The organism is Microbacterium sp. NPDC056052, assembly GCF_042266785.1.
Classification (GTDB): domain Bacteria; phylum Actinomycetota; class Actinomycetes; order Actinomycetales; family Microbacteriaceae; genus Microbacterium.
Genome location: NZ_JBHJWV010000006.1, coordinates 24,751 through 47,059 on the forward strand (window position 1 = coordinate 24,751; position 22,309 = coordinate 47,059).

A 22,309-nucleotide genomic window follows, 5' to 3' on the forward strand; every position below is an offset into this window, starting at 1 on the left:
CGCGCTCAGGCGCCCCAGCCGGCCGCGTGTCCGCCGACGCGATCGGCGGAGATGCGCTCCAGGTAGCCGGAGGCGAGGAAGGCCGCCATCGGGTCGGCGGGCAGACTGCGCTCCTCGCGCCAGGCGGCGAGTGCCGGACGCACGTCGGTGTAGAACGCGTCCATGAGCACGGCGTTCGCTCCCAGCACGTCGTTCGCGCGCTGCGCGGCGGTCAGCGCCTCCCGGTCGATCAGCAGTGCGCGCGCGGTCATCTCCTGCACGTTGAGCACCGAGCGGATCTGACCGGGGATCTTCGCCTCGATGTTGTGGCACTGGTCGAGCATGAACGCCACGTCGGGGTTGTTCAGGCCGCCGCCGCGGATCACCTCGGAGAGGATCCGGAACAGCTGGAACGGGTCCGCGGCTCCCACGATGAGGTCGTCGTCGGCGTAGAAGCGCGAGTTGAAGTCGAAGGAGCCGAGCTTTCCGAGGCGCAGCAGCTGCATCACGATGAACTCGATGTTGGTGCCGGGGGCGTGGTGGCCGGTGTCCAGGCACACCATCGCCCGCTCGCCGAGCGCGGCGACCTGGGCGTAGCTCGTCCCCCAGTCCGGCACGTCGGTGTGATAAAACGCCGGCTCGAAGAACTTGTACTCCAGCACCAGGCGCTGCGCGTCGCCGAGCCGTGAGTAGATCTGCTGCAGCGAGTCCTGCAGGCGGTCCTGGCGGTCGCGCATGTCGTTCTGCCCCGGATAGTTGGATCCCTCCGCGAGCCAGATCTTGAGATCCCGGGATCCGGTCGCGTGCATCACGTCGATGCAGGCGAAGTGGTGATCGATCGCCTTCTGCCGGATCCGGTCGTCCTCGTGCGTGAGGGCGCCGAACTTGTAGTCCTCGTCCTGGAACGTGTTCGAGTTCACGGTGCCCAGGGTCACCCCCAGGTCCTCCGCGTGCCGGCGCAGGTCGTCATAGGAGTCGACGAGATCCCACGGGATGTGCAGCGCGACGATCGGCGCGAGAGCGGTGTGCGCGTGCACCTGCGCGGCGTCGGCGACCTTCTCGTACGGATCGCGGGGCGCTCCCGGCGTGCTGAACACCCGGAAGCGCGTGCCGGAGTTGCCGAAAGCCCAGCTGGGCAGTTCGATCGACTGCTTCTCGAGCTCGGCGAGGATCTCGGGGGAGAGCGTTGTCATGATGCGGTGCTTTCTTCGGGAGCGGGCGAGCGGCGTGCAGCGTCGAGCTGATCGGCCAGGTGGAAGATCTCGGTGAGTGCGGTCGCGGCCTGGTCGGGCCGCCCGTCGAGGCCGAGGAAGTAGGGTGCCATCTCGGTCTCCCATCGCGCGGCGATCGGGGATGCGGCGAGGTAGGCCTGGGCCGCCGCGTCGTCCTCGGTCTCGTAGTAGCCGACGAGTCGGCCGTCTTCGGCGAGGAACAGCGAGTAGTTGCGCCGGCCTGCGGCGGCGATCTCGGCGAGCATCTCCGGCCGCACCGGGGTGTGCCGGGCGACGTAGTCGTGGAGGAGCTCGGGCCTGATGCGGAGTTCGAAGCAGTGGCGGGTCATTGTCGTCTTCTTCCTTCCCGTCGTGCTGGGCCGGGAACGCGATCCGCGGCCCAGCACGTCATCGATCAGAAGTTGAAGGTGTCGATGTTGTCCTTCGTGAACACGAACGGATCGCCGAGCAGCACGACGCCGTCGGCGCCCACCGTGAACTCGCCCAGCTTGCCGGCCTTGAAGCTGTCGCCCTCCTTGCCGGTGATGTCGCCCTTGATGAGCGCCTGCGCCGCGTAGGCGGACAGGTATCCGAGGTCCTCCGGGTTCCACAGGGCGAACGAGGTGACGGTGCCGTCCTTGACGTACTCGCGCATCTGGTTGGGGGTGCCGAGACCGGTCAGCGCGACCTTGCCCTTGAACGCGGAGGTGGACAGGTAGCGTGCGGCCGCCGCGACGCCGACCGTCGTGGGCGAGATGATGCCCTTGAGGTTCGGGTGCGACTGCAGCAGAGCGGCGGTCTTGTCGAACGAGGTCTGATCGTCGTCGTTGCCGTAGACGACGTCGACGAGTTTCACGTTCGGGTGATCCGCCGTGAGGTCCTTCTTCATCAGGTCGATCCAGGCGTTCTGATTGGTCGCGTTGGCGGATGCGGAGAGGATCGCGACCTCGCCGGAATCGCCGATCTGCGTGGCGATCTCGTCGACCTGGACTTTGGCGATCCCCTCGGCGGTGGCCTGGTTGATGAACAGGTCGCGGCACTCGGGGTTCGTGTCGGAGTCGAACGTGACGACCTTCACGCCCGCCTTGCGGGCCTGGTTCAGAGCGTCGCAGATCGCCTTCGGGTCGTTGGCCGAGACCACGAGCGCGCCGACGCCCTGCTGGGTGGCGGTGTTGATGTAGCTGACCTGGGCGTCGGGGGACGCCTGTGCGGGGCCGACCTGGTTGAACGTGCCCTTGAACTCCTCGACGGCGGCCTTGCCGCCCTTGGCGGAGGTGTCGAAGTAGGGATTGCCCAGGTTCTTGGGCAGGAAGGTGATGGCCAGGTTGTCGCTCTTTCCCGCGGATCCTCCGGTCGGTGCGGACGACGAACCGGTGTCCGCGCAGCCGGTCAGCGCGAGCGCCGCCGTCACGACGACGGCGGCGAGGGCCGCCACGCGCTTGTGTGCAAACGTCATTGTTTCTGTTCCTTTCGGGGTGGTCGTCGCGACGGGTGCCGGCGACGGAGGGAGCGGGCGGATCATGGTGCGGTCAGGGCCGCCGCGCGGGGGATCGGGCGGCGGCGCGCTCGCTGGAGCCAGGTGAGAAGGCTCGCCGCCACGACCGACAGCACGAGCAGGACGCCTGTGATGATGTTGATGACGTCGGAGGTGACGTTCGCGAGACGCAGCGCGCTGGACAGCGTGCCGATCAGCAGCACGGCGGCGACCACGCCGTAGAGCTGCCCGCGTCCGCCGAACACCGAGACGCCGCCCAGCACGACCGCCGCGATCACCTGGAGCTCGAGGCCGGTCGCGTTGTCGCCGCGGGCGCTCCCGTAGCGCAGCGTGTAGAAGATCCCCGCCAAGGCGGCGACCAGGCCCGAGGCGACGAACAGCAGCATCTTGGTGCGCTCGACATGGACGCCGGAGAACCGCGCCGCATCCTTCGAGAGGCCGATCGCGTAGATGCCGCGACCGAAGGGCGTGAAGTGCAGGACCACGGCGAAGACCGCCAGCAGGATCAGGAACGGCACCATGATGTAGGGGATCGTGGTCCCCGAGATCTTCGCCTGGGCGAGGGCGGTCCACTCCGCGGGGAAGTCGGTCACGGCCGTCGTGCCGAGCGTGCCGACGGCGAGGCCGCGGAACAGCGCCAGCGTGCCGATCGTCACGGCGAGGGACGGCAGGCCGACCACGGTCACCAGGAAGCCGTTCACCGCACCGCCGATCACGCCGACCGCGAGGGCGGCGAGGGCGGCGAGCCCGAACGGGACGTGCGCCTGTACGAGGGCGCCGGTCACGACGCTGGAGAGGCCCACCATGCTGCCGACCGACAGGTCGATCTCCCCGGTGATCATCACGAGGGTCATCGGCAACGCGATCAGCAGGATCGGGGCCACGTCGAGGAGCAGGAAGGTCACCGTGATCGGCTGGCCGAAGCCGCGGACCGAGATCGCAGAGACGAGCGCGACGACGAGCAGCAGAACCACGATCGCGGTCTCGCGGGAGAGCAGGATCCGGCGCCAGAGCGGCCGGTTGTAGTCCCGGATGGAGCGGATGTCGCTCATGAGTCGTCCCTCGCCTCGATGAGGCGGCGTTTCTGCCGCACGGCCAGGACGCGATCGAGCACGATCGCGCCGATGATGAGCGCTCCGACCACGGCGCCCTGCCAGAAGTCGGGGATGCCGAGGACCGGCAGAGCGCGGTTGATGGTGAGCAGCAGCACGGCACCGATCGCGGCGCCCCAGACGGTGCCGACGCCGCCGGTGATCGCGACCCCGCCGATGACGGCCGCCCCCACTGCCTGCAGCTCCCAGCCGGAACCCGCCTGCGAGTCGACGGTGCCGTAGCGGGCGGCATAGAACACGCCCGCGAGCCCGGCCAGGGCGCCGGAGAGGAGAAACGCAGTGAGCACCCGGCGAGTGACCCGGAGGCCGTAGAGCTGCGCCGCGGCGGGGTCGGATCCGATCGCGTAGTACTCGCGGCCTCCGCGGGTGTTGCGGAGGTACCAGGCGGCGACGGCGAGGACGAGGAGTGCGATGAGCGACAGGACGGGAATCGTCAGGAGCTGTCCCGTGCCGAGGCCGAGGAACGCCTTTGGCAGGTCGGAGGCGTTGACCCGGCTGCTGCCGGCCCACACGACGTCGATGCCGCGGTAGGCGTACAGCGTGCCGAGCGTGATCACCATCGCCGGGACACGGGCGAACGCGACGAGCGCGCCGTTGATCAGCCCGAGGACTCCGCCGAGGAGCACCGCCGCGAGGGCGACGACCGCGATCGGGATGCCAGGGACGTCGCTGAACAGCCGGCCGGTGAGGAACGCGCTCAGTCCGATGATGGAACCGACGGACAGATCGACGTTGCGGGTGACGATGACGATCGCCTGACCGACGGCGACGAGCACCAGGATCGACGGGGTCAGCAGGAGATCGCGCCATCCGTCGGGGCTGAAGAGGAAGGCGGGGTTCTTGATCGTCGCGGCGGCGATCACGAGCGCGAGGGCCACGAGGATGCCGAACTCGCGGGCGCGGCCGATCGCGCCGACGGTCTTCGTCAGGGACGACGTGCGGATGGCGATGGTGGTCATGAGTGCTTCTCCGAGGAGTGCGTGGCGGCGAACATGACGCTCTCCGAGGTGGCGTCGGCCCGGTCGATCTCGGCGGTGATCCGTCCCTCGCGCATGACGAGCACGCGGTCCGCCATCCCGAGCACTTCCGGGAGCTCGGAGGAGATCATCAGGATCCCCATTCCCTGCCCCGCGAGCTCGGAGAGCAGGCGATGCACCTCGGACTTGGTTCCGACGTCGATGCCGCGCGTGGGTTCGTCGATGATCAGGACGGACGGTTCCGTCGCCAGCCACTTGGCCAGGACGACCTTCTGCTGATTGCCGCCCGAGAGCGTCGCGGCGACGGTGTCGAGAGCGTGCGCCTTGACCTCGAGTCGGCTCGCCCACACCTGAGCGGCCTTGTTCTCCATGGCGGAGGTGAGCAGGCCGAACCGGGCGAGCCGCTGCCGGATCGCCAGCGTGATGTTGTGGCCGACGCCGGACTCGACCACGAGACCCTGCTTGCGGCGGTCCTCGGGGACGAGCGCGAGTCCGGCGCGCATCGCCGCGGTGGGGCTGCCCGGGCGCACCGGCGCGCCATGCATCGAGACCGATCCGGCGCGGTAGGGGTCGACCCCGAAGACGGCGCGGGCGACCTCGCTCCGGCCCGCGCCCACGAGGCCGGCGAGGCCGACGATCTCGCCGGCGCGAACGCGGAAGGTGATGTCGTGGAAGACCCCGGGGCTGCTGAGACCCTCGACGGAGAGCACCGTCTCGCCGATCGCCGCGTCCTGCTTGGGGAAGAGGTCGGTGACCTCGCGTCCCACCATCTGACGCACGATGAGGTCGACGTTGGTCTCGGCGATCGGCGTCGTCGCGATGTAGGCGCCGTCGCGCATGACCGTGACGGTGTCGCAGAGGTCGAAGACCTCGTCGAAGCGGTGCGAGATGAAGATGAGGGCGCGACCCTCGTCGCGGAGGCTCCGCGCGATCGCGAAGAGCCGCTCCACCTCCACGCCCGACAGCGCCGCCGTGGGCTCGTCCATGATCAGCAGCGCGGCATCGAGGGACACCGCCTTGGCGATCTCGATCACCTGCTGATCCGCGATGGAGAGCCCCTCGGCGGGACGGTCCGGATCGATCGTCACTCCCAGCCGCGTGAAGAGGCGCTCGACCTCATGGCGCATGGTCTTGCGGTCGATCCGTCCGAGGCGGCCGGTGGGCTGGCGTCCCATGAAGATGTTCTCGGTGACCGTCAGATCGGGGAAGAGCGCGGGCTCCTGGTAGATGACGGCGACGCCTGCGGCCTTCGATTGCGCGGTCGAGGAGAAGTCCACGCTCTCGCCCTTGAAGCGGAAGTCGCCGCCGTCGCGCTGATACAGCCCCGCGACGATCTTCACCAGCGTCGACTTGCCGGCGCCGTTCTCGCCGACGAGCGCGTGAATGGATCCCGGATCCACGGCGATCGTCCCCGATCGCAGCGCGATGACGGCACCGAAGGCCTTCTGCACGTCTCGCAGCTCGAGCACGGGCTCTGAGCTCATCGATCTCTCCTCTTCATTGAGGGTATGAATCGTTTCAAAACCCTTGGACATGAAGGTACGGTACGCGTGTCTTGGGTGTCAACACTTGGATGTTGTTGCGGTGAATCTCTTGTGATTCGTTTCAGGTGCGGGGCTCGGGCAGTGGATAGAGTCGGGGCGGGAGGAACGATGTCGGCGAGCGTGAAAGACGTCGCGGAAGCGGCCGGGGTCTCGGTGGGGACGGTCTCCAACGTCCTGAACCGGCCGGAACGCGTCGCGGCGGCCACGGTCGCGCGTGTCCAGGATGCGATCAGCAGGCTGGGCTTCGTGCGCAACGACGCGGCGCGGCAGCTGCGCGCGGGCCGCAGCAACAGCATCGGTCTCGTGGTGCTGGACGCGCGCAACCCGTTCTTCGCCGATGTCGCGCGGGGCGTGGAGGAGCGCGCGGCCGAGCACGGACTCACGGTCCTGGTCGCGAACAGCGATGAGAAGGCCGAACGGGAGCGGGCCCACATCGACCTCTTCGAGCAGCAGCGCGTGCACGGGGTGCTGATCACGCCCGTCGCGGACTCTTTGCCCCGCCTTCAGCTGCTGCGCGAACGCGGCATGCCCACGGTCCTCGTCGATCGCGAATCGCAGGACGGGGGCTTCCCCTCCGTCGCGGTCGACGACGTGAGCGGCGGGCGGATCGCCGTGGAGCACCTCTGCGCGATCGGGCGCCGCAGGATCGCGTTCGTGGGCGGGCCGCTCTCGCTCCGCCAGGTGTCCGACCGCCTCGATGGCGCGCAGCAGGCCGTCGCGGACCGAGACGACGCCACGGTGGAGTTCATCGGCACGAACGCGCTGACGGTCGAGGCGGGCCGGGAGGCGGGGCGCCGGATCCTGGAACGGGATCCGTCGACGAGGCCGCACGCGGTGTTCGCGGCCAACGACCTCCTCGCCCTCGGACTGCTGCAGGCGCTCGTGATGACCGGCGACGTGCGCGTGCCGGAGGACATCGCGCTGATCGGCTACGACGACATCGACTTCGCATCTTCGGCGGTCATCCCGCTGAGCTCGGTGCGTCAGCCGGCGGCGCTCATCGGCTCGACCGCCGTCGACCTCCTCATGCGGATCGCAGACGATTCCACGGCGATGAACGAGCATGTCGTGTTCCAGCCCGAGCTCGTCGTGAGGGCGTCGACCGGGGGGCTCGCCGCGCGCTGAGGTCCCGGTGCACGCCGTCGGTCCGCTCGATTTCTCGTGACCGGATCCGCCGGGTATGCTTGATCTTCGCGCCCCCGGTCGGCTGGAAAAGCGGGACGGGCGTGCACTGGCAAGTTGCCCGAGCGGCCAAAGGGAGCTGACTGTAAATCAGCCGCGTAATGCTTCGGGGGTTCGAATCCCTCACTTGCCACAGCCGCGGAATTCCGCGGGAAACGGAGGGGCTGGCACCGCATCAGGTGCCAGCCCCTCCGGCGTCTGCACCGTATCTTGCACCGTATGTTCCGGTGCGGCGCAGTGTCGAGAGCGCGGGCCGAGTAGGGTGAGGACACGCGCGGCGGACGCTGCGCGAGCGGTCGGCATGCGGTCTGCGCGCCGGCTCCTGTCGAGGGCGGCGGCGACTGGTTCATGGCGGACGTATCCCAGGCCGGGAGCGGGGCTCCCCTGGCTGGCGTTCCCGATTGGGAATGGGGCGCCGACCTCTGCGCGCCCTTCGTCGAGCTGCTGCCGGTGTCCGGTGCGTCGATCTCCGTGTTCCGTCGTGACGGCGACGCGACGACCGTGTGTGCGAGCGATTCTCTTGCGCGACGTCTCGACGCCATGCAGTTCGCCCTCGGCGAGGGCCCGCGCTGGGTCGTGGCGCGCACCGGCAAAGCGTCGATCAGCGCGGACGTCGCTCGGGACGGCCATCCGGACTGGCCGGTCTTCGGTGCGGACCTCACGATGCTCGGGATCGGAGCGTTGTTCGCCTTCCCGATTCTGGCCGGACCGGTGCTGCTGGGAGTGGTCGACATGTATCGGCGGACGCCGGGCCCGTTCGATCGTGAGGCAACGGCTCGCGCGTTCTCCCTGGCGAGGAAGGTCGCGGCACCAGCGGTGCGGGCGGCGATGCACGCCGCCGAGGGGGAGATCCCGGAGGCGACGCGGCACGGCCTTCGCCGCGAAGTGCACCAGGCGGTCGGGATGGTCTTCGTCCAGCTCGACGTGACCACGGCGGAAGCGCTTGCACTCCTGCGGGCCTATGCGTTCTCGATGGGGCGTCCACTCGAGGACGTCGCGCTCGATGTCGTCGAGCGGACGCTCGACTTCCGCGATCTGCCCGGTTGATCCCGGCCTACCATGTCAGACAGGAAGGGTGCACATGACCAGCACATCCAGAGAGGACCGTCTCAACGCCGCCTTCGTGATGGTCGCCGACACGCTCACGGATGACTACGACGTCGTCGAGCTGCTCCACACGCTCGTGAGCGAGTGCACGGAGATCGTGGAGGTGCAGGCGGGCGGGCTCATGCTCCTCGATGCGGACGGGGATCTCCAGGTGGTCGCCTCGACCACCGAGAGCGCCGAACTCGTCGAGGTCCTGCAGCTCGCGGCCGGGGCCGGCCCGTGTCTGGACTGCTTCGCGATGGGCGAGCAGGTCTCGGTGCCCGACGTCGCCGCCACCGTCCGATGGCCGGCGTTCCGGGAAGAGGCTCTGCGGCGCGGCTTCCGTTCCACGCATGCGATCCCCCTGCGGTTGCGCGGAGACACGATCGGGACGATGAACCTCTTCGGCACATCGACCGGTGCCTTGAGCGACCGTGACGCGAGCGCGGCCCAGGCACTCGCCGATGTCGCAACCATCAGCATCCTGCAGCAGCGCGTCTCGGCGCATGCGCAGGTCGTCGCAGAACAGTTGCAGAGAGCCCTCGACAGCCGGGTCCTCATCGAGCAGGCCAAGGGAGCGGTCGCGCAGGTCAACGGCACATCCATGGACGAGTCGTTCGCGCTGTTGCGACGCTACGCCCGCGACCGCAATCTCACGCTCCACACCCTCGCGGAGGCGATCACGAGCCGTTCCCTCCCGGTCGCGGCGCTGACCAGCTCGCACAGCGCCGAGTAGATCCTCTGGTTCCGTCCCCTCCAGGCGCGAAGGGCGTAGCCTGGAGGCAGATCCGCTCGAGACCCCGGCGCGAGAACGCCGAGAGGAGCGGGATCATGACTGTGCAGACGACCCGTCCGGGCGCATCACGCCTCGGACCGGTGCGGCAGGCCGGCAACAGCGACTACACCGATCTGGCGCGGATGGTGAAGTCCGCAGGGCTGATGCGCCGCAGATACGGCTACTACTGGACGAAACTGGTCTGCGCACCCGTCGTCGTCGCGGCCGCGACCGTCTTGTTCATCGTGATCGGCGACACCTGGTGGCAGATGTTCACCGGGGTGCTCTTCGCCGTCGTCTTCACGCAGATCGCGTTCCTCGGGCACGATGCCGCGCACCGCCAGATCTTCCGGTCGGGACGCTGGAACGACTGGGTCAGCCTCATCCTCGGCGATCTCTTCGTCGGGATGAGCTATGGGTGGTGGCAGCACAAGCACACCCGGCATCACGCCAATCCCAACATGATCGGTTCCGACCCCGATATCGACCTGCCCGTGATCGCCTTCACCCCGGAGCAGGCGGCGAGGGATCGCCCGCCGCTGGCGCGCTGGGTCATCTCCCACCAGGGCGTCTTCTTCTATCCCATCCTGTTGCTCGAGGGAGTCTCGTTGCATGCGTCGAGCCTGTACCGCGTGTTCCACCGCGAGCCGCTCGCACGCCGTCCGATCGAGATCGGCTTTCTGCTGATCCGCATCCTCGGATACCTCGCTCTCGTGTTCCTCGTGCTCTCGCCGGACAAGGCCGCGGTGTTCCTCGCAGTGCAGGTCGGTGTCTTCGGGTTCTACATGGGTGTGTCGTTCGCCCCGAATCACAAGGGCATGCCGCTCGTGCCGCACGACATGCGTCTCGACTTCCTGCGTCGGCAGGTCATGATGAGCCGGGACATCCGTGGCAGCTGGTTCGTCGACACCGCGATGGGCGGGCTGAACTACCAGATCGAGCACCACCTGTTCCCGTCGATGGCGCGGCCGTACCTGAAGCGCGCCGCACCGATGATCGCCGCCTACTGCGCCGATCACGACGTGCCGTACACGCAGACCGGGCTCTGGGCGTCGTACGGGATCGTCCTGCGCTACATCAACCGGGTGGGCCTGGGCGAACACGACCCATTCGCCTGCCCACTCCTGGAAATGAGACAGAGCATATGACCGTCATCATCCTCCTCGTCGTGATCTGGGCGGTCCTCGCGATCGTCGGATTCGCGTTCAAGGGGCTCCTATGGCTGGCCATCGTCGGCATCGTCCTCCTCGTGGGCACGCTGACCATCGGCATCACCCGTCGAGTGATCAACCGCAACCAGAGGCTCTGAGAACGCCCCAGGCGCGCATCCCCCGCTCGCACTCTTGCGGCATCCGCTTGTTGAGGGGGCGAACGCCGGTCCGGCGAGCGCACGGCGACCACGATATGCGGACGATCACGGCAGCCCCCCACGACCTGACGCGGAGCGAGGCGGGCCGTGTAGCCCCGCGCCTTCACCGGCTTCTTAGACTGGTCGTCATGCGTGCCCTCACCGAACACCAGATCCGGGCGTCGTTCCGCAACGCGGAGCCCGACGAGGTCGCCGAGATCGCGATGCCGCACGACCTGCTGCTCGCGGAGTGGGACTACCTCGACTTCTTCGCCTGGCGGGATCCGATCGCATCCCGCAACGGCTACATCCTGATCGAGCAGGACGGCGAGGCCCTCGGGATCGTGCTGCGCGCGGGGGATCCGTCCCGTGTGCGCTCCGGGATGTGCAATCTCTGCCACACGATGCAGCCCGGCAACCAGGTCGCCCTGTTCGCCGCGCGCCGCGCGGGGGAGGAGGGGCGCAAGGGATCGGTGGTGGGCACCTACATCTGTGCCGACCTCTCGTGCCACGAGAGCGTGCGGATCGTGCCTCCGCTCGCGCCCAACGAGATCCGCGCGGAGCAGCATGTCGACCGCCGCCTGGACGGCACGCATCGGCGCGTGTACTCCTTCGTCGCCTCCGTGCTCGGCGAGGCCTGAACCGGGGCGGCGTCGCGGGACGGCGCTGCCTGTCGCGTCGAACGCATTGAACCTCAGGATCACATTCCTTGAGACTCCGTGCCACGGACGGGTACCGCGCGGGTAGGCTGAGCGAGCGGCCTGCGTGCCGCGCGATCACCGCCGATCCCGAAGGAGCACCATGTCCGAGCCCCTGCTCTACCGCGTCGAGGACGGCCTCGCCCGGATCACGCTGAACCGCCCGCAGCGACTGAACGCCTTCAACGCCGAGCTCGCGCACGCGTGGGCGGAGGCGACGGCTGCCGCCGTCGGCGACAGCGCGGTGGGGGCGATCCTGATCGAGGGCGAAGGCCGCGCGTTCTGCGCGGGCGGCGACGTGATCGACATGGCGACGGGCATGGGCGGGAACGACGAGATCGAGCGGCTCGCGCAGGTCATCCACGCCGGCATCTCGACGCTGACGTCCTCCTCGGTGCCGGTCGTCGCGGCCGCACAGGGCACGACCGCCGGAGGGGGCCTGGGGATCCTGCTCGCGAGCGACTACGCGGTCGTCGGATCCGATTCGCGCTTCGGCAGCCTCTACGCGAACGTCGGCCTCACGCCGGACCTCTCGGTCAGCGCCCAGCTGGCCGCGACGGTCGGCGAGCGCCGTGCCTTGCAGCTGCTGCTCACGGATCGCATGCTCACGGCTGCGGAAGCCGTCGAATGGGGGATCGCGGCCGAAGCGGTGGGCGAGGGCGATGCGGCGACGATCGCCGCCGCCGTGCGCACCAGGGCGGAGGAGGTCGCACGGTTCTGGCTGTCCGGTGCGTTCGGCGCGTACGGGCAGGCGAAGCGCCTGATCCGCTCCCGGGCGGAGCGCACGTTCCCGGAGCAGCTGGACGAGGAGGCCCGCACGATCGCCGCGGCGTTCGGCGGTTCCGAGGCGCAGGGTCTCATCGCGGCGTTCGCGAAGCGATCCTCCGGGCGCTGACCGTTCGTCGCGAGCGCTTCGGCGGCATCATCGCCCGGCGCGCACCGGCCTCCACAATGCTCGGCCCCGGCGACTTCTCCCCTGATCGTGAATCGCCCGTGGCACGTACGCCGGTGCATGCGAGGATGAGAGCACCACAGACGGGGGAATCCATGGCGAACACGACGACACCGGCCAAGCCGGGACCGAACACCTCACTGCTCATCCGCGGAGCGATCTGGATCGCGATCGGAGCCCTCATCGCCGCCGCGCTCGTGTGCGTCGTGTGGGTGCTCATCGGAGACCAGCAGGGGCTGATCGGCCGGGCGTTCCTCACGATCGTGCTGCTCGCGGGCTTCGCGGCGATCGCGATCCTCGAGGCCAGCCTGGCGCCGAACCGGCAGGACTGGCTCGCGCTGCTCAGCATGCTGTCCTGGATCATCGCGCTGCTGGTGGGCGCCGTGAAGATCTGGCTGCCCGACGACTCCTACTTCGGGGGTATCGAACGCTTCTTCCAGCTCGTGTTCGTGGTCGGGATCCTGCAGCTCGCGCTGCTGCACGTGCGGCTGTTCCAGAAGGCCGCCGCCCGCCATGAGACCACCTTCACGCGCGCGATCGTGTGGGTGACGTACGCGTTCCTCGCGGGCCTGGCCGTGATGCTGGTCTTCTACCTGACGTTCCCGCACACCTTCCACTACGACGAGCTGTACTGGCGGATCGTCGTCGCGCTCACGATCCTCACCGCAGTCGGCACGATGCTGATCCCGCTGCTGAACGCGCTGTTCGCTCCGAAGAAGCCGGTTCCCGCCGCGCCCGCGCTCGTGGCTTACGCGGCGCCGACCGCGGTCGCGCACCCCGTGGCCGAGCCGCAGCCGTGGCCCACGTACGCGGACGGCCGCACCCCCCTGCCGTTCTTCGCCGACGGCAGCCCGGACTGGAACGCGTACTACACGGGCGTTCCCTCGCCGGGAGCGACGATCCCCGGGCAGGCCCCCGCGCCCCTCCCGCCCGTGCCCACGCAGTCCGCGACCGAGGCCGCCATGGCGCAGCTCGGTGTCGATGTGCCTGCTCAGTCCGCGGTGCCGGCTCCGGCCCAGGCCGCGCCGGCGACCCCCGACATCCCTGTGCAGCCCGCCACTGACGACGCCGCGCAGCCGACGACGGGCGGTCATGGCCTGGCGGGTGCACTGCACGCGGAATCGTCCGCGGCCGACGCGGATCCGGTCGCGCCGTCGACGGCCGCGTCGCCCGCGTTCCCGCCGGCGCCGCCTGCTGCGCCTCCGGCCGCACCGACACCCCCGGCCGCTCAGTGACCGCGACAGAGCTCCGCGACCTCGCGGTCGAGATCGCCCGCGAGGCCGGAGAGTTGGCGCAGCGGCGACGCGCGGAAGGCGTGTCGATCGCGGCGAGCAAGTCGTCGTTGGCGGACATCGTCACCGAGGCCGACCGCGAGGTGGAGGCTCTGATCCGTGCGCGCCTGAACACAGAGCGCCCGGGCGACGGCTTCCTCGGCGAGGAGTCGGGTGGCGGGGACGGATCCACGGGCATCACCTGGGTCGTCGACCCGATCGACGGGACGGTCAACTACGCTTCCGGGATCCCGCTGTACGCCGTGAGCATCGCAGCCGTCGAAGGCGGCAGCGATCCCGACCGATGGACCGCGCTCGTCGGAGTCGTGCAGTCGCCGGTCGTGGGGGAGACGTTCTCCGCCGTCCGCGGCGAGGGCGCGTTCCGCAACGGTGAGCGCCTGCACGTCGCCGAGGCGGGTCCGGCGGGTGCCCTGCTCGCGACGGGCTTCGGCTACGATCCGAGCACGCACGCCGGAGACCTCGCCACGGTCGGCCGGGTGATGCCGATCGCCCGCGATCTGCGCCGCGGAGGCAGCGCCGCAACCGACCTCGCGTACGTCGCCGCGGGCCGCCTCGACGGCTACTTCGAGCGCGGGCTGAGTCCGTGGGACCATGCGGCAGGAGCGCTGCTGGTGCAGGAGGCGGGCGGGGTGTTCCTCCGCCCGGAGGGTCCCGAGGTCGCACGCCGGCTGAACCTCGCCGGCGGCGCCGAGCTCGTCGCGGAACTGCGGCGGAGGATCCTCGACGCCGCCTGAGATCGGCGGATCCGCACGCGGACACGCCCGTGTGACGAAGGAGTCGCCCCGATTCGGTGGCGCGCCGTTTCTTTGGTATTCTCGTCTGGTTGCCCTCTGAGGGCAGCGCGCCCCGATAGCTCAGTGGCAGAGCACTTCCATGGTAAGGAAGGGGTCGTCAGTTCAATCCTGACTCGGGGCTCGCAGTATCCATGCGGATGCCGTGCGGCAGGGTAGCTCAGTTGGTGAGAGCGCACGACTCATAATCGTGAGGTCGCGGGTTCAAGCCCCGCTCCTGCTACTTCAAGTCCTGATCAGCCCCGGTTTCTGCCGGGGCTTTTCTCGTTAGTGGTCAGTGGATCCCGCACAAACCCCGCACATTCCACTGGCCCCGAGCACGTGATCGAGGGCCGTCGAAGCGCGATCGCCGCCGACCGTCTTGCTCATGTAGATGCACATCGTGAGCGCCGGATCCGCATGCCCGAGATACTTCGCGATGTCCCCGGGAGAGAGGCCTGCCTGATCGAGCGCGGTCGCGACGGTCTTCCGGAAGCTGTTGAACGTATGGTCGGCCAACTTGAGTCGCGTCCGGGCGAGCGCCCAGTCGCGCGCCGTGTTCCGCGGATCTCGCAGATTCCCCAGCACAGTCGGGAAACACGAGAGTGCGGGTTCGGGCCGTCGCGCACGCGCCGATCCCCAAGGATTCCCACGAGCGCACCGGGGACGCGCATTGTCCGAGTGCTGGCAATGCGGCTGACGGATCACGCCCTTGCCTTTCGCGTGCACGGCGTTCGCACGAATCGAGACCATGCCGACGGCGAGGTCGACGTCAGCCCATGCGATCGCGCACGCCTCGCTGATCCGTACGCCGGTGCCCGCGACGAACTCGACGAGGTTCAGCGTGTCCAGCTGTTTGAGTCGCTCGTCGCCGCGGTCTTCGCCGTGCCGCGGCCATGCTCCGTCGCGATCGTGTCGAGGATTCTTTGCAGGTGCCGTCATCGGGAGCCGAACATGTCGAGCACTCAGCTACCGCCGCAACTTCGCCGGCTCCAAGCCCTACCCGTGAACGCACTGTGGCTGCGGTCACCTCTGCGCCCTGTGCAAGGGTCTTCTCGATCGCAGTCGCCAGACGCGGTCGAGAAGACCCAGCAGCTCAGCATGCGCTACATGATCAGATCGACATCCACTGGTAGCTCACTGTGGGTGTCTCATTGGGGGAGAGGACAGAGTTGGTAGTGCACAAGTACCCCTCAGCCGAGGGCCTGTCGCCGGCGAGGCTGGTCAGATCTGGCTGATCCGTGATCGACTTCGTCGATTCCCACTCGATCGTCACAGTCATGCCCTGCGAGACGAGACCGCTCAGGCGGAAAGCTCCGGACAGATTGTAACTGGGAACGAGGGGGTCGCTTGAGGTGAAGCCGACTGCGGTGTCGCCCGAGGGGGCGATAACGTTCAATGATCCCTGCGTGACCTTCCAGTCGCCGTACATGACAGGCATATCGGGCTCCCGTTTTCCGAACGATCCGATGGCGAAGTTGTTCAGATCCAGCGGCACAGTACCCAAGTACGTGAAAGTCAGACGCATCCCAACCCTGATCACGGGAAAGGCAACCTGGTCATAGAGGTAGCCGGTGGTCGTACCCGGAGCAGCTTCAGTGAGGGTCGGAGTGTCCAACGGCCACGTAGTCAAGACGCTGTTCCCGAACCAAGAACTGTCTGCCTGCTGACAGAACGAGCTACCGGTGGATGCCACCGACGTCGGCACCGCGGCAGCAGCCGCGATCACCGGCACCGACCACGCGGCCCCCTTCACGACCGTGCGACGACTCACAACCCCAGAGGTGCCTCTGGTCCCCGTACCCTCACCCAATACCGCCACAGCGTCCCCAACTTTCCAGATTCGTTAATCTCTCGTCAACATGACGGAGCAGGGGCTCCCTCCCGCGGAAGGCCCCTGCTGCACGCCTTCCTCAACATTGCCGATGAGACGGAACATCCCGCGCGACGATGCCGCCCTGTGATCGTGATGACCGGAAATGATGACGGGGATGACCCTTGATCCCACGGGCCGCACGCGTTCACAGATCACGAGGATGACGGCGTGCTTCCTCCCAGGACCATTGGGTGGGGCCGCCCTTAAAGGGAGTGGCAGCCAGATGGAGGCGGTGCACGATGGCGCAGGCGAAGCAATACACTGGAGCACCAAGAGGAAGCTCATAGGCGCCGACGGGGTGGTGCGCAGATGGGGCCATAGGCGAGCTTGGGGGCCCGTTGCAGGGACATGAGCGATCGGTGTTCGATCCGAACCGGATGCCGCCGGAGGTGCTTGCCCAACTTCTCGAACCGGCAGCTCTTGCCGCCCGGCCGGAGGACGCGAAGAACGTAGCGATACGGCAGGTGCGGCTGAGCAACTTCACTCTTATGCAAAGCGTGAACTCGACGGGCACGTTCTCTTATGCCCCTAGCGCGGAGGTCGGCGCGAACCGATACGTGTTCGGCTTCGTCTCGAAAGGGGAGCTCTCGATAGCTGCGGCAGAGGATCGCTATGTCGCGGCCGAGAACAACGTCATCATCTGTTTCCCCAGCACAGAGTCCATTACGTGCACCGCGATCACTCCCGTCGATCTCCTCGGGTTCGGATTCGAAGCCGAGGAAGTCGCTCCTCTCACGTTGGCCGCGGACCGCGTGGGTGTGCTTCGCATGACTTCTCCGCTAGTCCTCGGCTCCTACTCAATGCTGCGAGCTCTCGTCAATCGAGGGGTCGAGGAATCCGTGGACGACAAGATCGCGTTGCGCACCATGCTGCGCAACGCTGCAAGATCGCTGATGGAAGCAGCCCAGCCCACGGGCTCCAGCACCTGGTCGTTGGCCTCCACGATCATCGACCAGCAGCACACAAACCCTCTTCTCGATGCGCGACAGATCGCATCACAGCTCAACGTCTCGGAAAGCGCTCTGTTCAAAGCGTTCGCAGGACGGCCACGAAGCCTCACCGACCAGCTTCGATACACCCGGACTGAGACGGCGGCAAGACTCCTCACCGCGATACCGGACATGTCACGCGCCGCGTTGGCGACCGCTTCGGGCTTCCAGTCCACGCGCACACTCACGCGTGCGCTCTCCCGCTACGACTTCTCCTCGGTGGAGACCGCCTAGCGTCATCCCCGTCATCATGTCCGGCACTCGCTGTGGTCGGTGCCGCTTGAGACGCCGAGACCGGTGTGCGGGTGGTGCTTCCGGGGGACTGACGACGTCGTCGATTCCTTTGTCTTCGACGCGTTCAAGGGTGAGGACGGCTGGCACGTGCACCACACGTACGCTTAGCGATCAGAGATGTCGGGTCTGTCGAACTCGGGAGGTATCACGATCCTGGCCGGCCTCGGGTGGATGGTGTCATGTTCGGCGCGAACGAGCGTGCCACTTTCGTCACGCAGGACGACGCCGCAGCCCGGGCGGGTGGGGGGTACCGAACTCGTCGTCCTGGATCTCCGTCTGCATCTTGCCACCCCTTCTACGGTGCGTGCACGCGTCCACGTTGGAGGTGACACGCAGGTCCGTAGGTGGTTGGCGATGGCGGATGGAATGGCGCAGCCTCGGTCGGGGTTGCCGTGATCATGAGCATCGAACGCGTCGTTATCCTCCATGGTTTTGGGGCGTCTCCGGGTGACCATTGGTTCGGCTGGGTTGCTGATCGGTTGCGTGCTGAGGGCCTGGACGTGCACGTTCCAGCGCTTCCCGAATCTGGAAGTCCGGACCGTGACGTGTGGACTGACGCGGCACGTCACGCGATCGGGGAGCCGGGGCCGAGTACCGCCGTCGTCGCGCACAGCCTGGGTGCGATAACTGCCCTTCGAGCGCTCGCGGACACCGACGGCGATATTGGTGCTTTCGTCGCCGTCGCAGGGTTCGTGAATCCGTTGCCGGCGCTACCCGAACTGGATGCTTTCACCAGGGACCCGATTGACCTCAAGCGCCTGGTGCCTCGTCTGCATCGTCGCTCCGTTGTCTTGTCCGACAATGACTCGGTGGTCCCCACGGAGATGACGATCGCGTTGGGCCGGTACCTGCAGGCCGGGGTTGTCGAGGTGCCTGGTGCAGGGCATTTCCTCGCCGCTGAGGGCGTGTCGACGTTGCCGCAGGTGCTCCCGCTCCTCTTGGGGTGAAGCCGCGAGGCGTCCCCGTGCTTCTCTGCGGTTGCGGGCTGGCGCGCGCGGTCTTGCCCGAAGGGGTGCGTAAAACCAGACCGTCGCCCATCAAGCCGACAACGTGACACCGATCTGGCGAGCGCCCCTCTGATTTCGTGCGCGCGTCTTTGCGATTGACCGGTCAAAAATGCGTGGTCGGGTGTCGCCCGCGCCGGAGGTACGAGCGCCAGCGTGGGAAAGACGCCCGGGATACCGTGGACGGCGTTTAGGCCATCAGGCGGGTGACTTAGTCGTGAGGTCGCGGGTTCAAGTCCCGCTCTTGCTATAGATCGAGACCCCCAGATTTCCGGGGGCTTCGTCGTTCCCGCGTGGCCACACTCGGAGCATGGTGCTGAGGTTCGACGTGGACATCCAGGAGGTCGCGCGGGCCCGCGGTGTCCGACGCCTCCGTGTCTTCGGATCCGCGGCGACGGATCGGTTCGACCCGGAGCACAGCGACGTCGATGTGCTCGTCGATCTCACGACGGAGGACGGGTATTCGTTCGAGACCTATTTCGGTCTCAAGGAGGATCTGGAGCGGATCTTCGGCTGCCCAGTCGATCTCGTCATGTCGGAGGCGCCGCGCAACCCGTTCCTCCGGGAGCGCGCGTTCGCGACCGCCGAGGGGCCCTATGCGGCCTGAGTCATCCCCGTTCATTGGGACGTGCTGACCCTTCCGCCCTGACTCACGTACTCGTCCGCACGACCAAACTCGGCGCGAGCTCCATCCGCTGGATCGATCTGGTCGGCTGGGCGATCGTGTCGATGAGCATCTCGAGGGCGAGCCGGCCCGACTCCTCGAAGGGCTGCCGGACGGTGGTGAGGTCCAGGGCCTGGGCGAGCGGACCGTCGTCGAAGCCCAGGATCGCCACATCGCCGGGCACGGAGAATCCGTCGGCGCGCAGGTCGTGCCAGGCGCGGGCCGCGAGCTCGTCATGGTTGGCCACGATCGCGGTCGGTGCGTCGTCGCCGGACAGCGCGTCGCGCAGGCGCACCGTGGGGTCCGCGTCGAGTTCGCACACGATCGGGGTGATCCTGACGTGGTCGGACAGGCCCCGCATGCGCAGCTGTCCTGCGGCGATGTAGTCGCGTGACAGGAGCGGCTCGCCCAGGTAGACGACGTGCTGATGGCCGCGCGCGCGAAGATGCTCACCGGCGAGGCGTCCTCCGGCCTCGTCGTCGAGGAGGACGACGGGCGGATCCTCGCCGACCGGGCGGGCGCGGCGCACGTCCACGAGGACGAGGGGGAGCGCGGCGTCACGGCTCGCCCGGAGTGCGGCGCTGCCCAGCGGCACCCCCATCACGATGAGTCCGTCGATCCCGCCGCGCGCCGGCAGGGCGTCCAGGAGCGGCGCCTTGGCGCTGGCCGCAGAGGGGAGGTCGTGGGCGGCGAGCTCGATCGCGGTGTCGCGGGCGCGCAGGAGCATCCCGGCGAAGCGCCGGAGGTACGTCTGGTAGGTGGTGAATGGCGCCGCGACCGCGATCCGCATCCCCGCGACGGAGCGGCGTTCGGAGGTCGTGCGGTACCCCAGCGCGCCTGCCGCGGCGATCACACGCACCCGCGTCTGCTCGCTCACGCGGTGCGGGGCGTTGATCGCGAGCGAGACGGTCGAGATGCTCACCCCGGCGCGCTCGGCGACCGTGTAGATGGTCACCTTCGGCGATCCGCGCATCGGCCTTGCCCTTCGTGTGCGAAGTTCTTCATCGAAGTACTTCGATCCCCACACAATAGTGCGGAGACCGAGGGAGATCATCATGATGGGGCGGAACAGGCCGAAGGTGGACGCATTCGTCGAGGCCGTCGAACGGCGGCTCGCGCCGCTGCAGCCGCCCCAGGGGAAGACGGCGCAGGAGCGCCGGCGCAACGCGGCCGCGTTCGATCCGGTGATGACGGCGGAACTCGGAATCGCTCCGGTTCCCGCGGCCACCGAGGAGCACACGATCCCCGTGCCAGGGCATCCGGACGCGCGGCTGCGGGTGTACTGGCCCACGCCGGAGCGCGCCGCAGCGGATGCGGGACTGCCCGTCCTGGTCTACTTCTTCGGCGGAGGCTTCGAGCTCGCGGGGATCGACTGGGTGTGGTGGGACGCGATGTTCCGCGAGCGGGCAAGGGATGCGGGCATCATCGTCGTGGCCGGCGAGTACTCGCACGCACCGGAGGTGACCTACCCCGCCCAGCCCGAGCAGTGCTGGGCAGTGTTCGAATGGGCCGCGACGAACGCCCGCGAACTGGGCGGGGATCCCGACCGGCTCGCATTGGGCGGCGGATCGGCCGGCGGCAACCTCGCCGCAGTGACCGCGTTGATGAACCGGGATCGCAAGAACCGGCCGGTTCGACTCCAAGTGCTGGAGATGCCCCTGCTGGACATGACCGGCGCGCACCTCGAACCGGAGGCGCAGTCCTCGCTCGTGCCCAAGGCGCTGTTCCGCCGCTTCGCGCGAGGCATCATCGCCCAGTACCTCGGCAAGGATCCCGCCACCGCCCGCGAGCCCTACGCCTCGCCGCTGTTGGCCTCCTCCTTGCGTGGATTGCCGCCCGCGGTCATCTACACGGCCGAGCTCGACGCTCTGCGCGGTGACGGCGAGGCCTACGCCCGGGCCCTCGCCGATGCGGGGGTGCCGGCGACTTGTTTGCGCGTGATCGGTCAGAGCCACGGATCCGGGACCTACCGGGGCCACGTCCCGGCCGCGGATCACCTGCATCGCGAGCTCGTGGCGGCGCTGCGGACGCTGCACGACGAACCGGTCGTCTACCCGGACGTCGAGCGATGAGCCTCCCCTCCGAGCTCGCCCTCGATCCCGGCATCCTCGGCTGGATCACCCGCATCGAGGAGATCTCGCCGGGCCTCCCCGGACTGACGAGCCGGGACCCGCTCCTGCGGCGCGCTGCCGAACGACGGCTCTCCGATCTGCTGGCCGTCGATGCGGTGCTGCCGGTTCCCGACGGCGTGGACCGAGACGACCTCGTCGTCCCCGGGCCTCGCGGCCCGCTGCGCATGCGACGGTACCGCCCTGCCGGCGAGACGGGTCCCCTCCCGTCCCAGCTCTGGCTGCACGGAGGCGGCTTCTTCGGCGGCTCGGCCGACGAGCAGATCAATGAGCGGCTGTGCGCGCATCGCACTCTGGACAGCGGCGTGCAGATCTTCTCCCTCGAGTACGGTCTCGCGCCGGAGCATCCCTACCCGGCTGCCAGCGACGACGCGGCTGCGGCGCTCGAAGCCCTGATCGACGGCGGTGCGCGGCTCGGCGTGGATCCGACGCGGGTGGGGATCGGCGGCAACTCCGCCGGGGCGGCGATCGCGGCGAGCACCGTGCTGCGGTTGCGCGGGAGCCTCCCGCTCGTGCACGTCGACCTCGAGGTCCCGGCCCTCGCGCTGCGCCCCGTGGGCCGCGCGGCGGAGCAGGTCGGAGAATCATGGCGCGAGGAGTTCGCGTGGGTGGCGGGACTGTACGTCGGCCCGGACGGGCCCATGGACAGCGATGCCTCTCCGCTCGACGCGGATGACCTCTCCGGCTTCCCGCCGACGCTGATCTTCGTCGGCGAGCACGATCCGCTCCGCGACGCCGGGATCGCCTTCGCCGCGCGACTGACGGAGGTCGGTGTCGAGACGGAGCTCGTCGTCGGCCCAGGGCATCTCCACGGCACTCCCGGCCTCACCGCCGTCTTCCCCGGTGCGCGTGCGTGGCAGGCGCAGCACGCGCAGGAACTCATCCGCGCCTACCGATCCGCACCGTCTGCGGTCTGAAGCGATTCCGAGGAG

23 protein-coding genes and 3 tRNA genes are annotated in these 22,309 nt (G+C 68.4%); 17 read left to right on the plus strand and 9 right to left on the minus strand.

Annotation, left to right across the window (positions count from 1 at the left end; all coding sequences use genetic code 11):
* Positions 1-5: 5 nt before the first annotated feature.
* The 6 genes from rhaI to ACFC1J_RS12455 form a co-directional block, all read right to left on the minus strand.
* A complete protein-coding gene (gene rhaI / locus ACFC1J_RS12430) occupies positions 6-1,172 on the minus strand; it encodes an L-rhamnose isomerase (protein WP_375906274.1) in 1,167 nt (388 codons plus the stop codon).
* Positions 1,169-1,540 carry an L-rhamnose mutarotase gene (locus ACFC1J_RS12435; RefSeq protein WP_375906277.1) on the minus strand — a complete coding sequence of 124 codons (372 nt, stop codon included), beginning with the start codon at positions 1,538-1,540 and terminating at the stop codon, positions 1,169-1,171. Before ACFC1J_RS12435 ends, rhaI begins: the two co-directional genes overlap by 4 nt.
* 65 nt (positions 1,541-1,605) lie before the next feature.
* Positions 1,606-2,646, minus strand: coding sequence for a rhamnose ABC transporter substrate-binding protein (rhaS, locus tag ACFC1J_RS12440; protein WP_375906280.1), 1,041 nt, complete (start codon positions 2,644-2,646; stop codon positions 1,606-1,608).
* Between the two features lie 62 nt (positions 2,647-2,708).
* The gene (locus ACFC1J_RS12445) at positions 2,709-3,737 is read right to left on the minus strand and encodes an ABC transporter permease (protein WP_375906283.1); all 1,029 of its coding nucleotides are present in this window, start codon (positions 3,735-3,737) and stop codon (positions 2,709-2,711) included.
* Complete coding sequence (locus tag ACFC1J_RS12450) at positions 3,734-4,756, minus strand: ABC transporter permease (RefSeq protein ID WP_375906286.1); 1,023 nt, start codon at positions 4,754-4,756, stop codon at positions 3,734-3,736. The genes ACFC1J_RS12445 and ACFC1J_RS12450 overlap by 4 nt, the downstream gene beginning before the upstream one ends.
* Positions 4,753-6,258: a sugar ABC transporter ATP-binding protein gene (locus tag ACFC1J_RS12455; RefSeq protein ID WP_375906289.1), complete on the minus strand. Its 1,506-nt coding sequence runs from the start codon at positions 6,256-6,258 to the stop codon at positions 4,753-4,755. Before ACFC1J_RS12455 ends, ACFC1J_RS12450 begins: the two co-directional genes overlap by 4 nt.
* Before the next feature lie 168 nt (positions 6,259-6,426).
* On the opposite strand from ACFC1J_RS12455, the gene ACFC1J_RS12460 reads away from it, so the two are divergent.
* The 12 genes from ACFC1J_RS12460 (at position 6,427) to ACFC1J_RS12515 (ending at position 14,665) form a co-directional block, all read left to right on the plus strand.
* Positions 6,427-7,443 (plus strand): LacI family DNA-binding transcriptional regulator, encoded by a 1,017-nt coding sequence (locus ACFC1J_RS12460; RefSeq protein WP_375906292.1) that lies wholly within the window; start codon positions 6,427-6,429, stop codon positions 7,441-7,443.
* Positions 7,444-7,551: 108 nt separating this feature from the next.
* Positions 7,552-7,633: transfer RNA gene (locus ACFC1J_RS12465), tRNA-Tyr, on the plus strand.
* Positions 7,634-7,848: 215 nt separating this feature from the next.
* Positions 7,849-8,547 carry a GAF and ANTAR domain-containing protein gene (locus ACFC1J_RS12470; protein ID WP_375906295.1) on the plus strand — a complete coding sequence of 233 codons (699 nt, stop codon included), beginning with the start codon at positions 7,849-7,851 and terminating at the stop codon, positions 8,545-8,547.
* Between the two features lie 34 nt (positions 8,548-8,581).
* Positions 8,582-9,322: a GAF and ANTAR domain-containing protein gene (locus ACFC1J_RS12475; RefSeq protein ID WP_375906298.1), complete on the plus strand. Its 741-nt coding sequence runs from the start codon at positions 8,582-8,584 to the stop codon at positions 9,320-9,322.
* A 95-nt stretch (positions 9,323-9,417) separates the two neighbouring features.
* On the plus strand, positions 9,418-10,509 hold the full coding sequence (locus ACFC1J_RS12480) for a fatty acid desaturase family protein (RefSeq protein WP_375906301.1): 1,092 nt from the start codon (positions 9,418-9,420) through the stop codon (positions 10,507-10,509).
* Positions 10,506-10,670, plus strand: coding sequence for a hypothetical protein (locus ACFC1J_RS12485; RefSeq protein WP_375906303.1), 165 nt, complete (start codon positions 10,506-10,508; stop codon positions 10,668-10,670). Before ACFC1J_RS12480 ends, ACFC1J_RS12485 begins: the two co-directional genes overlap by 4 nt.
* 188 nt (positions 10,671-10,858) lie before the next feature.
* Entirely contained in the window at positions 10,859-11,350 is a 492-nt protein-coding gene (locus tag ACFC1J_RS12490; protein WP_375906306.1) for an FBP domain-containing protein, read from the plus strand.
* 160 nt (positions 11,351-11,510) lie between these two features.
* Positions 11,511-12,302, plus strand: a complete 792-nt coding sequence (locus ACFC1J_RS12495; RefSeq protein WP_375906307.1) for an enoyl-CoA hydratase/isomerase family protein — start codon at positions 11,511-11,513, stop codon at positions 12,300-12,302.
* Positions 12,303-12,454: 152 nt separating this feature from the next.
* Positions 12,455-13,594, plus strand: coding sequence for a hypothetical protein (locus ACFC1J_RS12500; protein WP_375906310.1), 1,140 nt, complete (start codon positions 12,455-12,457; stop codon positions 13,592-13,594).
* Positions 13,591-14,385, plus strand: a complete 795-nt coding sequence (locus ACFC1J_RS12505) for an inositol monophosphatase family protein (protein ID WP_375906313.1) — start codon at positions 13,591-13,593, stop codon at positions 14,383-14,385. Before ACFC1J_RS12500 ends, ACFC1J_RS12505 begins: the two co-directional genes overlap by 4 nt.
* 109 nt (positions 14,386-14,494) lie before the next feature.
* A tRNA-Thr gene (locus tag ACFC1J_RS12510) sits at positions 14,495-14,566 on the plus strand.
* A 25-nt stretch (positions 14,567-14,591) separates the two neighbouring features.
* Positions 14,592-14,665, plus strand: a tRNA-Met gene (locus ACFC1J_RS12515).
* Between the two features lie 44 nt (positions 14,666-14,709).
* On the opposite strand, the gene xerC is transcribed toward ACFC1J_RS12515, so the two are convergent.
* Together xerC and ACFC1J_RS12525 are read right to left on the minus strand one after the other, a co-directional pair.
* Positions 14,710-15,363 (minus strand): tyrosine recombinase XerC, encoded by a 654-nt coding sequence (gene xerC, locus ACFC1J_RS12520; protein WP_375906316.1) that lies wholly within the window; start codon positions 15,361-15,363, stop codon positions 14,710-14,712.
* Positions 15,364-15,535: 172 nt separating this feature from the next.
* On the minus strand, positions 15,536-16,195 hold the full coding sequence (locus ACFC1J_RS12525; protein ID WP_375906319.1) for a hypothetical protein: 660 nt from the start codon (positions 16,193-16,195) through the stop codon (positions 15,536-15,538).
* A 461-nt stretch (positions 16,196-16,656) separates the two neighbouring features.
* Between ACFC1J_RS12525 and ACFC1J_RS12530 the strand changes: the two genes are divergently transcribed.
* From ACFC1J_RS12530 to ACFC1J_RS12540, 3 genes are all read left to right on the plus strand, one after another.
* A complete protein-coding gene (locus tag ACFC1J_RS12530; protein ID WP_375906322.1) occupies positions 16,657-17,520 on the plus strand; it encodes a hypothetical protein in 864 nt (287 codons plus the stop codon).
* Between the two features lie 458 nt (positions 17,521-17,978).
* Positions 17,979-18,527 carry an RBBP9/YdeN family alpha/beta hydrolase gene (locus ACFC1J_RS12535; protein WP_375906325.1) on the plus strand — a complete coding sequence of 183 codons (549 nt, stop codon included), beginning with the start codon at positions 17,979-17,981 and terminating at the stop codon, positions 18,525-18,527.
* A 367-nt stretch (positions 18,528-18,894) separates the two neighbouring features.
* Entirely contained in the window at positions 18,895-19,191 is a 297-nt protein-coding gene (locus ACFC1J_RS12540) for a nucleotidyltransferase family protein (RefSeq protein WP_375906328.1), read from the plus strand.
* 43 nt (positions 19,192-19,234) lie between these two features.
* On the opposite strand, the gene ACFC1J_RS12545 is transcribed toward ACFC1J_RS12540, so the two are convergent.
* The gene (locus tag ACFC1J_RS12545) at positions 19,235-20,203 is read right to left on the minus strand and encodes a LacI family DNA-binding transcriptional regulator (protein ID WP_375906331.1); all 969 of its coding nucleotides are present in this window, start codon (positions 20,201-20,203) and stop codon (positions 19,235-19,237) included.
* Positions 20,204-20,303: 100 nt separating this feature from the next.
* On the opposite strand from ACFC1J_RS12545, the gene ACFC1J_RS12550 reads away from it, so the two are divergent.
* Complete coding sequence (locus ACFC1J_RS12550) at positions 20,304-21,320, plus strand: alpha/beta hydrolase fold domain-containing protein (protein ID WP_375906334.1); 1,017 nt, start codon at positions 20,304-20,306, stop codon at positions 21,318-21,320.
* Complete coding sequence (locus ACFC1J_RS12555) at positions 21,317-22,294, plus strand: alpha/beta hydrolase (RefSeq protein WP_375906337.1); 978 nt, start codon at positions 21,317-21,319, stop codon at positions 22,292-22,294. The genes ACFC1J_RS12550 and ACFC1J_RS12555 overlap by 4 nt, the downstream gene beginning before the upstream one ends.
* The last annotated feature ends 15 nt before the right edge of the window (positions 22,295-22,309 follow it).